Origin of the sequence: Streptomyces sp. GSL17-111 (genome assembly GCF_037911585.1) — a bacterium.
Taxonomy (GTDB): domain Bacteria; phylum Actinomycetota; class Actinomycetes; order Streptomycetales; family Streptomycetaceae; genus Streptomyces.
In genome coordinates this window covers 520,534-533,955 of the sequence record NZ_JBAJNS010000001.1, presented here as the reverse complement: position 1 = coordinate 533,955, position 13,422 = coordinate 520,534, and the positions used below count along the sequence as shown (strand labels likewise).

Below are 13,422 nucleotides of genomic sequence, written 5' to 3'. Positions count from 1 at the left end.
ACCGATATCGCCCCCCGATCCTAGTCGCCGGAGCCGGTGCGGTGATCAGATGCGGACCCCTGCTCCGACGGGAGGGGGGACCGGGTGTCGCGGGGGCGTGGTTGTATGGACACATGATCGACGACGCGCTCACAGCCGGGGTAGAGGCCGCCATCCGCAAGGCGGCGGCGGAGGAGATCATGCCGCGCTGGCGGCAGCTCGCCGACCACGAGGTGACGTCGAAGGCCGGGCCGCACGACCTGGTGACCGTCGCCGACCGCCGGGCCGAGGCGCACCTGGAGGAGGCCCTGCGCCCGCTGCTGCCCGGGGCGGCCTTCGTCGGCGAGGAGGGCGTCCACGCCGACCCGGGACGGCTCGCCGCCCTGCACGGGGACGCGCCCGTGTGGATCGTGGACCCGGTGGACGGGACCCGGCAGTTCGTGCGCGGGGAGGACGGTTTCTGTACCCTCGTCGCCCTGGCCCACCGGGGGGAGCTGCTCGCCTCCTGGACGTACGTGCCCGCCCGGGACCAGCTGGCCGTCGCGGTGCGCGGCGGTGGCGCCCGGCTGGACGGCACGCCGCTGCGGGCCGGTTCCCCCGACCCCGGGGCCGACCTCACCGTGGCCACCGACCATCCCGACTTCGTGGACGCGGAGCGCCGGCGCGTCCTGATGAGGCTGCGGACCGAGGGCGTGGCCCCCCGCCCCTGCGGCTCGGCGGGTCTGGAGTACCTGCACGTGGCGACGGGTCGGCTGGACGGTCTCGCCTTCTCCTGGGAGAACGCCTGGGACCACGCGGCCGGCCTGCTGCTCGTCGGTGAGGCGGGCGGCGCCCACGCCACCGCCGACGGCCGCCCGTTCGCCGTCGGCGGCGGCAACGCGCTCCCGTTCGCCGTGGCCCGGGACGAGGCGGCCCTGCGGCGTATCCTCTCCCTGTTGGCGGGGACGGGGGCGTGACACGGCCCCCAGGGACGACGTGGCCCCGGAAAGCGACGCCTCGAGGATGAGGGAGAGCCGACGTGCCGTCCATGTGTGACGCGGTGGTGGTGGGGGCGGGCCCGAACGGCCTGACGGCGGCCGTGGAGCTGGCCCGCCGGGGCTTCTCCGTCGAGGTCTTCGAAGCCGGCACGACCGTGGGCGGAGGCGCCCGCACCGAGGAGCTGACCCTCCCCGGCTTCCGGCACGACCCGTGCTCGGCCGTGCACCCCATGGGCGCCGGATCGCCCGCCTTCCTCGACCTGCCGCTCGCCCGGCACGGGCTGGAGTGGGTGCACCCGGAGCTGGCCCTGGCGCATCCGTTCCCCGACGGCACGGCCGCCGTCCTGGCCCGCTCGGTCGGTGCGACGGCGATGTCCCTCGGCCCGCGTGACGCCGGGGCCTACCGGCGGCTGATGGCGCCCTACGTCGGCCGGTGGGACACGCTCGCGACGGACTTCCTGAGCGTGCCGTGGAGCCGCTTCCCCTCCGAACCGCTCACCCTCGCCCGCTTCGGGATGCTCGGTATCCAGCCCGCCTCCCTGCTCACCCGCCGCTTCCGCGACGACAAGGCGCGGGCGCTCTTCGCCGGGCTCGCCGCCCACGTGATGGCCCCGCTCACGACGAACGCCACGTCCGGCATCGCGATGGTCTTCGCGCTCGCCGCGCACGCGTACGGCTGGCCCGTCGCGCGCGGCGGCTCGCAGGCCGTCTCGGACGCCCTCACCTCCCACCTGCGGGAGCTGGGGGGCGTCGTGCACACCGGGTTCGAGGTCAAGCGGCTGGACGACCTCCCCCCGGCGCGCGCCTACCTCTTCGACACCTCACCCACCGCACTGGCCCGCATCGCGGGCCTCGGCCGGGCGTTCCAGGGGTTCCGCTACGGTGCCGCCGCGTTCAAGGTGGACTACGCCCTGGACGGTCCCGTGCCGTGGACGGCACCGGAGGCGCACCGGGCCGGCACCGTCCACCTCGGCCCCTACCGGCGGGACATCGCCGCCGCCCTGAAGGCGCCGGTGCGCGGTCGCGCCCCGGAGCGGCCGTTCCTCATCACCTCCCAGCCCACCGCGGTGGACGCCACCCGGGCACCGGAGGGCAAGCACGTGCTGTGGGCCTACGGCCACGTGCCCAACGGCTGGGACGGCGACCTCACCGACGCCGTCGAGCGGCAGATCGAGCGCTTCGCCCCCGGCTTCCGCGACCTCGTCCTGGCGCGGGCGGTGAGCGGTCCGGCGGAGCTGGCGGCCCGCAACGCCAACTACGTCGGGGGCGACATCGCCTGCGGCGCCTTCACCGGCCTCCAGACCCTGCTGCGCCCCCGGCTCGCCCGCGTGCCGTACGCGACGCCGCACCCGGCCGTCTACCTCTGCTCGTCGGCGACGTGGCCGGGCCCCGGCGTCCACGGCATGTCCGGGCACAACGCCGCCCGGGCCGTCTGGCGCCGGCTCCGCTCCTCCTAGGGCCCGAAGAGCCCAGGAGGAGCGGAGTCCGGCGCCGGGCGGCGCTTCATCAGACGCGGTCCGGCTCCTCGTCGCCGGACTCCGCGTCCTCGGTGACGCGTGAGGCCGCGCGGCGCAGCCGCCAGTGCCGGGACCGGTGCTGCTCGCTGACGGCCTCACCGACCATGACCCGCATGGCGTCCCGCAGACCGTGCAGCGCGTGGTGCCGGGTGGGTCCGGCCCCGGGGTCCTGGCGCATCTCCCGCAGCAGCGCCCAGCACATCGCCATGAGGACCACCACGAACGGCAGGGCCACCAGGATCGTCCCCGACTTGAGGGCGTCCAGACCGCCGGCGACCAGGAGGACGGCGGCGACCGACGCCATCAGCACACCCCAGGTGACCACGAGCCACCGCTGCGGATGCAGGGCGCCCCGGCTGGTGAGCGAACCCATGACCAGGGAGGCGGAGTCGGCGCTGGTCACGAAGTACGTCATCACCAGCAGCATGGCGACGACCGACGTCACCGCCGTCAGCGGCAGCGCGTCCAGCAGGGCGAAGAGGGAGGACTCCACGCCCTCGTCCAGCGGGCCGGACAGGTCGGCCTGCCCGGTCGAGTCGAGGCGCAGCGCGCTGCCGCCCATGACGGAGAACCACACGATGCTCGCTCCGGAGGGCACCAGCAGCACGCCGACCAGGAACTCCCGCACGGTGCGGCCGTGCGAGATGCGGGCCAGGAAGGTGCCGACGAAGGGCGCCCACGACATCCACCACGCCCAGTAGAAGATCGTCCACAGGCCCAGCCAGTCCTGCTCGCCGAAGGCTCCGGTGCGCGAGGAGGTGATGAGGAGTTCCTGCAGGTACGGTCCGACCCCGGCCGGGATGGCGTTCAGCACGTAGACGGTCGGGCCGACGAGGAAGATGAACGCCATCAGCAGCGCCGCCGTGACGATGTTCATGCTGCTGAGCCACTTGATGCCCTTGTGCAGTCCGGAGAAGGCGGACAGCACGAACGCGGCGCCGAGGACCGCGATGATGGCCAACTGCAGGCCCCGGCCGTCCTCGATGCCCGTGGTGATGTTCAGGCCCCTGGCGACCTGGAGGGCGCCGAGCCCCAGGCTGGTCGCCGTGCCGAAGACCGTCGCGAACACCGCGAGGAGGTCTATCGTGCGGCCGGGCCAACCCGCCGCCCTGCGCTTGCCGATGAGCGGCACGAACACGGAGCTGATCTGGTTGCCGCGCCCCTTGCGGAAGGTCGCGTAGCCCAGCGCCAGGCCGGTGACACCGTAGATCGCCCACGGGTGCAGTGCCCAGTGGAAGAACGAGTACTCTAGCGCGGCCCGTTCGGCCTCACCGCTGCGCGGCTCGACGGAGCCGAAGGGAGGCGGGTCGAAGTAGTGCGTGAGCGGTTCGCCGACGCCGTAGAACATCAGGCCGATCCCCATGCCGGCGCTGAACATCATCGCGATCCAGGCCAGGTTGGTGAACTCCGGTCTGGAGTCGTCCTTGCCGAGGCGGATGCGGCCGAAGCGGCTGATCGCGATGTAGACGCACAGGACCAGGAAGGCGTTGGCCCCGATGGTGAAGAGCCAGCCGAAGTTCCTGAGGGCCCACTCCAGGGAGCCGGAGGCGGCGGTGGAGAACGAGTCCTGCCCCAGTGCCGCCCAGCCCACGACGACCAGGACCGTCACCACACCGATCCCGACGATCGTCGGGTCGGGGCCGGGGTCCTTGCGGTGCGGGCCCTTCCCGAGGGGCTCCGAAGGCGGTGGGGAAGACGTCGTGTCCGTTGTCATGTTGTCTCACTATCAGTGGTCGATTGCGCGTCGTCACCCGGCACGCCGGACGTCGATGGCCGCCGGGGCGGCGCGCCGGATAGGGTCGTCCTTGGCGCGACTGCCCGTTCGAAAGCAAGGGACACCCACATGAGCCAAACAGGGCGCGTGCTGATCGCCGCCGACAAGTTCAAGGGCTCGCTGACGGCCGTCGAGGTCGCCGCCCACGTGACCGAGGGCCTGCGCCGGGCCCGGCCCGGTCTGGACGTCGAGGCCCTCCCCGTGGCCGACGGCGGTGACGGCACCGTCGCGGCGGCCGTGGCCGGCGGATTCGAACGTCGCGAGGCCGAGGTGACCGGGCCGCTCGGGTCTCCTGTGACGGCGGCCTACGCGCTGGCCGGCTCGACGGCGATCGTCGAGATGGCCGAGGCGTCCGGCCTCCAACTGCTGCCCGAGGGGGTCTTCGCACCGCTCACCGCGACCACCTACGGCAGCGGTGAGCTGCTGCTGGCGGCCGTCGCGGCCGGGGCCACGACGATCGTTCTCGGCGTCGGCGGCTCGGCGACCACGGACGGCGGGGCCGGTATGCTCGCGGCCCTCGGCGCGCGCTTCCTCGACGCCGACGGGCAGCCGCTGGCGCCCGGCGGCGGCCCGCTGCGCGAGCTGGCCGAGGCCGACCTGACGGGCCTGGACCCGCGCCTGAAGGACGTGGACGTGGTGCTCGCCAGCGACGTCGACAACCCGCTGACCGGGCCGACGGGCGCCCCGGCCGTCTACGGCCCGCAGAAGGGCGCCTCCGAGGAGGACGTCGCCACGCTGGACGCCGCCCTCGCCCACTACGCCCGTGTGCTGGAGAGCGCCGTCGGCCCGCGCGCGGCGGAGTGCGCCGCCGCGCCCGGTGCCGGGGCTGCGGGCGGTATCGGCTACGGCGCCCTGGTGGGCCTGGACGCCACCTTCCGACCCGGCATCGAGGTGCTGCTGGAGGTGCTCGGCTTCGCCCCGGCCCTGGAGCGGGCCGCACTCGTCATCACCGGTGAGGGGTCCATGGACGCGCAGACGCTCCACGGCAAGGCCCCGGCCGGCGTCGCGACGGCGGCGCGGGCGGCGGGGAAGCCGGTGGTGGCCGTCTGCGGTCGGCTGGCGATCGACGAGGCGGCCCTCCGGGAGGCCGGTATCGAGGCCGTCTACCCGCTGACGTCCATCGAGCCGGACCCGGCGCGGTGCATGGCGAACGCGGGGCCGCTCCTGGAGCGCGTGGCGGAGCGGCTCGCGACCGAGCACCTCTAGGAACGGCGGAACGCCGGGTGCGCCGCTTCGGCGGCCCACCCGGCGTTCCGTGCGCCGTGCCCGGTGCTCAGCCCTGGGCCGCGGCCCGGGCCTCGCGTCGGTTGTAGCGGAAGGTGTTCACCCGGCGTGCCGTCGCGAACAGCGGGATGACGGCGCCCAGCACCAGCTGGAGCGCGCAGCCGGTCTGGAGCAGCAGCTCCCCGCCGGGGGAGTCCAGCGCCCAGGCGGCCAGCATGCCCATCGCCAGGACGATCCAGCTCAGCATGCCCACGGCCAGCTTGCCGCGCGGTTTGGGGTACTCCACGCGGCTCACCATCAGCCAGGCCGTACCGATGATCGCCAGCAGCGTCGGGATGAACGGCAGCTCCAGCAGCACGATGGAGACCACGGTCAGGGCTCCGAAGGGACTCGGCATCCCCTGGAAGATGCCGTCGCGCAGGGTCACGCAGGAGAACCGCGCAAGCCGCAGCACCACCGCCAGCAGGACCACGATCGCGGCCAGTGCCGAGACGTGCTGGTTCGCGTCGGTGGCGACCATGCCCCACACCAGCACGAAGTACGCGGGGGCCAGCCCGAAGCTGATGAGGTCGGAGAGGTTGTCCAGCTCGGCGCCCATCGCCGAGGCCCGCAGCTTGCGGGCCACGATCCCGTCGAAGAGGTCGAAGACCGAGGCCATGAGCATCAGCATCACGGCGGTGGCGGCGCTGGAGCGCGCCATGCCGCCGTCGCCGCTGTCGGTCAGGTGGGGGATCAGCACGCCGGTGGTGGTGAAGTACACCGCCATGAAGCCGCACGTGGCGTTGCCCAGCGTGAGGGTGTCCGCTATCGAGAGCCGCGTGGACAGCGGCATCTCGTCGTCGTCCGCCTCGTCGAGCCCCCAGCCGGAACCGGCGTGGGTGCGGTCGGTGTCAGTCGCGGTCAAGGCGTGTCACTCCCGCCGTCGTCTTCTGGCCGACCTCGACAGCGGCCTCCACCCCTTCGGGCAGGTACACGTCGACGCGGGAGCCGAACCGGATCAGGCCGATCCGCTCGCCCTGCTCGACCTTGGTGCCCTCGGGCAGGTAGGGGACGATGCGCCGCGCCACGGTGCCGGCGATCTGCACCATCTCGATGTCGCCGAGCTCGGTGTCGAAGTGCCACACGACGCGCTCGTTGTGCTCGCTCTCCTTGTTGAACGCCGGGACGAACCCGCCGGGCACGTGCTCGACGGACGTCACCGTCCCCGCCAGCGGGGCGCGGTTCACGTGGACGTTCAGCGGGCTCATGAAGATCGCCACCCGCGTGCGGCCGTCCTTCCACGGCATGACGCTCTGCACCACGCCGTCGGCCGGGGAGATGACCCGGCCCTGGGCGACCTCCCGCTCCGGGTCCCGGAAGAACCACAGCATGCCGGCGGCGAGCGCGGTGACCGGCACGGCCACGGCCCGCGCCTTCCCGGAGCGGCGCGCCCCGGCGAGGCTGACGGCGGCCGTGGCCACCGTCGGGAGGAGCCATGGTGACGCGCCGCGAGCAATGCGGACACGACCACGGGAGGAAGAGGATGAGCGGTGGGGCATGGAAGACCTTCGTAGCGGGAGGGTGCCGCGCAGATACGGTGGACCACGGCTGTCCTCCGCATGGTATCGGCACAGGACGGCAACTGGGAAAGCCCGATCCCCCGTCAGGACGCGGAACCCCGGCCCGGGCGTGTGACCTCCCTCACGGGGGAAACGGCCCGAACCGGGGCGAAACGCCGGTCAGCCCTGGAGTCGGTACTCCTCCAGCAGACGACGGCCGACGATCATTTTCTGGATCTCTGCCGTACCTTCACCGATCAGCAGCATGGGCGCCTCGCGGTAGAGGCGCTCGATCTCGTACTCCTTGGAGAACCCGTAGCCGCCGTGGATGCGGAACGCGTCCTCGACGACCTCCTTGCAGTACTCCGAGGCCAGGTACTTGGCCATGCCCGCTTCGAGGTCGTTGCGCTGCCCGGAGTCCTTCTTGCGGGCGGCACCGACCATGAGCGCGTGCGCGGCCTCCACCTTCGTGGCCATCTCGGCCAGCTTGAACTGGATGGCCTGGTGCTGGGCGATCGGCTTGCCGAAGGTGCTGCGCTGCTGGGCGTAGGAGACGCCCAACTCGAACGCGCGCTGAGCGACTCCGCAGCCGCGCGCGGCCACGTTGACACGGCCCACCTCGACGCCGTCCATCATCTGGTAGAAGCCCCGGCCGGTCTCCCCGCCGAGGACCCGGTCCGCCGGTACCCGCAGCCCGTCCATGATGAGCTCGGTCGTGTCGACGCCCTTGTAGCCCATCTTGTCGATCTTCCCGGGGATCGTGAGGCCGGGCTTGACCTCGCCGAACCCGGGCTCCTTCTCGACCAGGAAGGTCGTCATCGACTTGTGCGGGGCGGTGCCCTCGGCGTGCCCCTCGTCCGTCCGGCAGAGCACCGCGACCAGCGACGACGAACCGCCGTTGGTCAGCCACATCTTCTGGCCGGTGAGGACGAACTCGTCCCCCTCGCGCACGCCCTTGGAGGAGATGGCCGAGACGTCGGAGCCGAGCGCCGGCTCCGACATGGAGAAGGCGCCCCGGATGTCACCGGCCGCCATCTTCGGCAGGAAGTAGTCCTTCTGCTCCTGCGTGCCGTGCTGCTTGAGCATGTAGGCGACGATGAAGTGCGTGTTGATGATGCCCGAGACGCTCATCCAGCCGCGCGCGATCTCCTCCACGCACAGCGCGTAGGTCAGCAGCGACTCGCCGAGGCCGCCGTACTCCTCGGGGATCATCAGGCCGAAGATGCCGAGCTCCTTGAGGCCCTCGACGATCTCGGTGGGGTACTCGTCCTTGTGCTCCAGCTCCGTGGCGACCGGGATGATCTCCTTGTCGACGAAGCCGCGGACGGTGGAGAGGATCTCCCGCTGGATGTCGGTGAGGCCGTCGGTCTGTGCGAGGCGTCCCATGTCACTTACCGCCCTTCGGGCGCTCGACGAGCTCCGGACGGCCGGGCTGCTCGCCGCCGCGCTTCTCGATGTACTCGGCGGTGGGCACCATCACCTTGCGGCGGAAGACGCACACGAGCGTGCCGTCCTGCTTGTAGCCCTTGGTCTCGACGTACACGATGCCGCGGTCCGACTTCGACTTCGACGGCGTCTTGTCCAGCACGGTCGTCTCGCCGTAGAGGGTGTCGCCGTGGAAGGTCGGGGCCACGTGACGCAGCGACTCGATCTCCAGGTTGGCGATCGCCTTGCCCGAGACGTCCGGCACGGACATGCCGAGCAGCAGCGAGTAGATGTAGTTGCCCACCACGACGTTCTTGCCGAAGTCGGTCGTCTTCTCGGCGTAGTTGACGTCCATGTGCAGCGGGTGGTGGTTCATGGTCAGGAGACAGAACAGGTGGTCGTCGTACTCCGTGACCGTCTTGCCGGGCCAGTGCTTGTAGACGGCACCGACCTCGAACTCCTCGTAGGTACGGCCGAACTGCATCGCTTACGCCTCCGGTGCCTCGAACTTGCTGGTGCGGGTCATGCCGGCGGCCCGGCCCTTGCCCGCGACGACGAGCGCCATCTTGCGGCTGGCCTCGTCGATCATCTCGTCGCCGAGCATCGCCGAGCCCTTCTTGCCGCCCGCCTCGGAGGTGTGGAACTCGTAGGCGTCCAGGATCAGCTCGGCGTGGTCGTAGTCCTCCTGGGAGGGCGAGTAGATCTCGTTGGCCGCCTCGACCTGGCCGGGGTGCAGCACCCACTTGCCGTCGAAGCCCAGCGCCGCCGAGCGTCCGGCCACCTCGCGGTAGCCCTCGACGTTCTTGATCTGCAGGTACGGGCCGTCGATGGCCTGCAGGTCGTGCTGGCGGGCGGCCATGAGGATGCGCATGAGGATGTAGTGGTAGGCGTCGGCCGGGTAGCCCGGGGGCTGCTCGCCGACGACCAGCGACTTCATGTTGATGGACGCCATGAAGTCGGCGGGCCCGAAGATGATGGTCTCCAGCCGGTCCGACGCGGCGGCGATCTCGTCGACGTTCACCAGGCCCTTGGCGTTCTCGATCTGCGCCTCGATGCCGATCCTGCCGACCTCGAAGCCCATCGTCTTCTCGATCTGCGTGAGCAGCAGGTCCAGCGCCTTGACCTGGGTGGCGTCCTGGACCTTCGGCAGCATGATGCAGTCGAGGTTGGGGCCCGCGCCCTCCACGACCGTCACCACGTCGCGGTAGGTCCAGTGCGTCGTCCAGTCGTTGACGCGCACGACGCGCGTCTTGCCGCTCCAGTCGCCGTTGTTCAGGACGTCGACGATGGTGTGCCGGGCGCCCTCCTTGGCGAGCGGCGCGCAGGCGTCCTCCAGGTCCAGGAACACCTGGTCAGCCGGGAGGCCCTGCGCCTTCTCCAGGAAGCGCGGGTTGCTGCCGGGCACGGCCAGGCAGGAACGGCGCGGACGCAGACGGTTGACGGGGGTGCTCATGCGGGGACCTCCAGAGGGTCGAGCCGGTTCGCGGTGCGGATCTCGTCGACGATACGGCCGATGATCTCCGTGATGCCGAAGTCCTTCGGCGTGAAGACCGCCGCCACACCGGCGGCCTTCAGGGCGGCGGCATCGGCGGAGGGGATGATCCCGCCGACGATGACGGGCAGGTCCTCCGCGCCCGCCCGGCGCAGCCGGTCCAGCACGTCGGGCACCAGTTCCGTGTGGGAGCCGGAGAGGATGGACAGACCCACGCAGTGCACGTCCTCGGCGATGGCGGCCGAGACGATCTGCTCGGGCGTGAGCCGGATGCCCTGGTAGACCACCTCGAACCCGGCGTCCCGGGCGCGGACGGCGATCTGCTCGGCGCCGTTGGAGTGGCCGTCCAGGCCGGGCTTGCCGACCAGCAGCCGCAGCCGTCCGCTGCCCAGCTCCTCGGCGGTGGCGGCGACCTTGCGGCGCACCTGGGCGAGCGTGGAGCCCGCCTCGGCGGCCACGGCGACCGGCGCGCTGCTCACGCCCGTGGGCGCGCGGAACTCCCCGAAGACGTCCCGCAGCGCCCAGGCCCACTCACCGGTCGTGACACCCGCGCGGGCGCACTCGACGGTGGCCGGCATGAGGTTCACGTCCCCGGCGGCGGCCTTCTTCAGCGCCGCCAGCGCCTCCTGGGCCCGCGGCTCGTCCCGGCGGTCCCGCCAGGTGCCCAGCGCCTCGATGACACGGGCCTCGTTCGCCGGGTCCACGGTCATGATCGCCGTGTCCAGGTCCGCGGTCAGCGGGCTCGGCTCCGTGGCCTCGTAGCAGTTGACGCCGACGATCTTCTCCTCGCCGGACTCGATGCGGGCCCGGCGCTGCGCGTGCGAGGAGACGAGCTGCGACTTGAGGTAACCGGACTCGACGGCCGCCATCGCGCCGCCCATCTCCTGGATGCGCTCGATCTCGGTGAGGCACTCCTCGACCAGCCCGTCGACCTTCGCCTCGATGACGTGCGACCCGGCGAAGATGTCGTCGTACTCCAGCAGGTCGCTCTCCAGGGCGAGCACCTGCTGGATCCGCAGCGACCACTGCTGGTCCCAGGGCCGGGGCAGACCCAGCGCCTCGTTCCAGGCCGGGAGCTGCACGGCGCGGGCGCGGGCGTCCTTGGAGAGGGTGACGGCCAGCATCTCCAGCACGATGCGCTGGACGTTGTTCTCCGGCTGCGCCTCGGTGAGCCCGAGCGAGTTGACCTGCACGCCGTAGCGGAAGCGGCGCTGCTTGGCGTTCTCGACGCCGTAGCGCTCCCGGGTGATCTGGTCCCAGATGCGCGTGAACGCCCGCATCTTGCACATCTCCTCGACGAACCGCACACCGGCGTTGACGAAGAAGGAGATGCGGGCGACCACGTCCCCCATCCGCTCCTGCGGCACCTGGCCGGAGTCGCGGACGGCGTCCAGGACGGCGATGGCGGTGGACATCGCGTAGGCGATCTCCTGCACCGGCGTGGCCCCGGCCTCCTGCAGGTGGTAGCTGCAGATGTTGATCGGGTTCCACTTGGGGATGTGGGCCACCGTGTAGGTGATCATGTCGGTGGTCAGCCGGAGGGAGGGCCCGGGCGGGAAGACGTGCGTCCCGCGCGAGAGGTACTCCTTGACGATGTCGTTCTGCGTCGTCCCCTGGAGCCTGCCGGGATCGGCGCCCTGCTCCTCGGCGACCACCTGGTAGAGCGCCAGCAGCCACATGGCGGTGGCGTTGATGGTCATCGAGGTGTTCATCTGCTCCAGGGGGATGTCCTGGAACAGCCGCCGCATGTCGCCCAGATGTGAGACGGGCACACCCACCCGGCCGACCTCGCCGCGGGCCAGGACGTGGTCCGGGTCGTATCCGGTCTGCGTCGGCAGGTCGAACGCGACCGAGAGCCCCGTCTGGCCCTTGGCGAGGTTGCGCCGGTACAGCTCGTTGGACGCCTCCGCGGTGGAGTGCCCGGCGTAGGTGCGCATCAGCCAGGGACGGTCCCGCTGCGGGCGCGCGCTGGTGTTCTGACGCTCAGTCATGGTGGTGGCGTCTCTTCTCAGACGTTCCGGAAGCGGTTGATGGCGTCGAGGTGCCGGGCCCGCGTCTCCGGGTCGCTGACGCCCATGCCCTCCTCGGGGGCCAGGCACAGCACGCCGACCTTGCCCTGGTGGAGGTTCTTGTGCACGTCGAACGCGGCCTGGCCGGTCTCCGCCAGGGAGTAGGTCCTCGACAGCGTCGGGTGGATCTTGCCCTTGGCGATGAGCCGGTTGGCCTCCCACGCCTCGCGGTAGTTGGCGAAGTGCGAGCCGACGATGCGCTTCAGGGACATCCACAGGTAGCGGTTGTCGTACTGGTGCATGTAGCCCGAGGTCGAGGCACAGGTGGTGATGGTGCCGCCCTTGCGGGTGACGTAGACGGACGCGCCGAAGGTCTCGCGGCCGGGGTGCTCGAAGACGATGTCGATGTCCTCGCCGCCGGTGAGCTCACGGATGCGCTTGCCGAAGCGCTTCCACTCGCGCGGGTCCTGGGTGTTCTCGTCCTTCCAGAACTTGTAGCCCTCGGCCTTGCGGTCGATGATCGCCTCCGCGCCCATGCGCCGGCAGATCTCGGCCTTGTCCTCGCTGGAGACGACGCAGATCGGGTTGGCGCCACCGGCCAGCGCGAACTGCGTGGCGTAGGAGCCGAGGCCGCCGCTGGCGCCCCAGATCAGGACGTTGTCGCCCTGCTTCATCCCGGCGCCGTTCTGCGAGACGAGCTGGCGGTAGGCGGTGGAGTTCACCAGGCCCGGCGCCGCCGCCTCCTCCCAGCTGAGGTGCTTCGGCTTCGGCATGAGCTGGTTGGACTTGACGAGCGCGATCTCGGCGAGGCCGCCGAAGTTGGTCTCGAACCCCCAGATGCGCTGCTCGGGGTCGAGCATCGTGTCGTTGTGGCCGTCGGCGGACTCCAGCTCGACGGACAGGCAGTGGGCGACGACCTCGTCGCCGGGCGTCCAGGCGTTCACACCCGGGCCGGTGCGCAGGACGACGCCGGCGAGGTCGGAGCCGATGACGTGGTACGGCAGGTCGTGGCGCTTGGTCAGCGGGGACACCCGGCCGTAGCGCTCCAGGAAGCTGAAGGTGGAGACCGGCTCGAAGATCGAGGTCCAGACCGAGTTGTAGTTGACCGAGCTCGCCATGACGGCGACCAGGGCCTCGCCCGGGCCGAGCTCCGGCACCGGCACGTCGTCCAGGTGCAGGGACTTGCGGGGGTCCTTGTCGCGGCTCTCCAGGCCCTGGAACATCTCCTGCTCGTCCTTGTGCACGGTGATCGCGCGGTAGGACTCGGGCAGCTCCAGCGCGGCGAAGTCGTTCGCGGTGCTGTCCGGCGAGACGATCGCGTCGAGGATGGGGTTGGTCACGGTATGCCTCCGGCGAAGCGTGTGGTGCGAGGGACGCGGGGGACGCCGTCGGTTCAGCGTTGTGCCTGGTGACGCAGGCGGACCGGGCGCGCGGCCGTGGGTGGGGCCGCGGGGACAGTGCCCGGCGTGGTGGCCACCGTATGACAC

11 protein-coding genes are annotated in these 13,422 nt (G+C 71.3%); 3 read left to right on the top strand and 8 right to left on the bottom strand.

Annotated elements, in window-relative coordinates; genetic code table 11:
- The first annotated feature begins 113 nt into the window (after positions 1-113).
- On the top strand, positions 114-935 hold the full coding sequence (locus V6D49_RS02505) for an inositol monophosphatase family protein (RefSeq protein ID WP_340556689.1): 822 nt from the start codon (positions 114-116) through the stop codon (positions 933-935).
- Between the two features lie 62 nt (positions 936-997).
- On the top strand, positions 998-2,413 hold the full coding sequence (locus tag V6D49_RS02500) for a phytoene desaturase family protein (protein WP_340556687.1): 1,416 nt from the start codon (positions 998-1,000) through the stop codon (positions 2,411-2,413).
- Between the two features lie 49 nt (positions 2,414-2,462).
- On the opposite strand, the gene V6D49_RS02495 is transcribed toward V6D49_RS02500, so the two are convergent.
- The gene (locus V6D49_RS02495; protein ID WP_340556685.1) at positions 2,463-4,187 is read right to left on the bottom strand and encodes a BCCT family transporter; all 1,725 of its coding nucleotides are present in this window, start codon (positions 4,185-4,187) and stop codon (positions 2,463-2,465) included.
- A 129-nt stretch (positions 4,188-4,316) separates the two neighbouring features.
- Here V6D49_RS02495 and V6D49_RS02490 point away from each other — a divergent pair, with 129 nt between their 5' ends.
- Positions 4,317-5,453 (top strand): glycerate kinase, encoded by a 1,137-nt coding sequence (locus V6D49_RS02490; protein WP_340556684.1) that lies wholly within the window; start codon positions 4,317-4,319, stop codon positions 5,451-5,453.
- Between the two features lie 67 nt (positions 5,454-5,520).
- Here the strand turns inward: V6D49_RS02490 and pssA are convergent, their stop codons facing one another.
- From pssA to ccrA, 7 genes are all read right to left on the bottom strand, one after another.
- On the bottom strand, positions 5,521-6,375 hold the full coding sequence (gene pssA, locus V6D49_RS02485; RefSeq protein ID WP_445330453.1) for a CDP-diacylglycerol--serine O-phosphatidyltransferase: 855 nt from the start codon (positions 6,373-6,375) through the stop codon (positions 5,521-5,523).
- Complete coding sequence (locus V6D49_RS02480) at positions 6,362-7,009, bottom strand: phosphatidylserine decarboxylase (RefSeq protein ID WP_340556683.1); 648 nt, start codon at positions 7,007-7,009, stop codon at positions 6,362-6,364. Before V6D49_RS02480 ends, pssA begins: the two co-directional genes overlap by 14 nt.
- A gap of 180 nt (positions 7,010-7,189) precedes the next feature.
- On the bottom strand, positions 7,190-8,395 hold the full coding sequence (locus V6D49_RS02475; RefSeq protein WP_340556682.1) for an acyl-CoA dehydrogenase family protein: 1,206 nt from the start codon (positions 8,393-8,395) through the stop codon (positions 7,190-7,192).
- Position 8,396: 1 nt separating this feature from the next.
- Positions 8,397-8,918, bottom strand: a complete 522-nt coding sequence (locus V6D49_RS02470) for a MaoC family dehydratase (protein WP_340556680.1) — start codon at positions 8,916-8,918, stop codon at positions 8,397-8,399.
- A gap of 3 nt (positions 8,919-8,921) precedes the next feature.
- Positions 8,922-9,887, bottom strand: coding sequence for an HpcH/HpaI aldolase/citrate lyase family protein (locus V6D49_RS02465; protein WP_340556678.1), 966 nt, complete (start codon positions 9,885-9,887; stop codon positions 8,922-8,924).
- Positions 9,884-11,917, bottom strand: a complete 2,034-nt coding sequence (locus tag V6D49_RS02460; RefSeq protein WP_340556676.1) for a protein meaA — start codon at positions 11,915-11,917, stop codon at positions 9,884-9,886. The genes V6D49_RS02465 and V6D49_RS02460 overlap by 4 nt, the downstream gene beginning before the upstream one ends.
- Before the next feature lie 17 nt (positions 11,918-11,934).
- Complete coding sequence (gene ccrA / locus V6D49_RS02455) at positions 11,935-13,275, bottom strand: crotonyl-CoA carboxylase/reductase (RefSeq protein WP_340556675.1); 1,341 nt, start codon at positions 13,273-13,275, stop codon at positions 11,935-11,937.
- Positions 13,276-13,422: the final 147 nt, after the last annotated feature.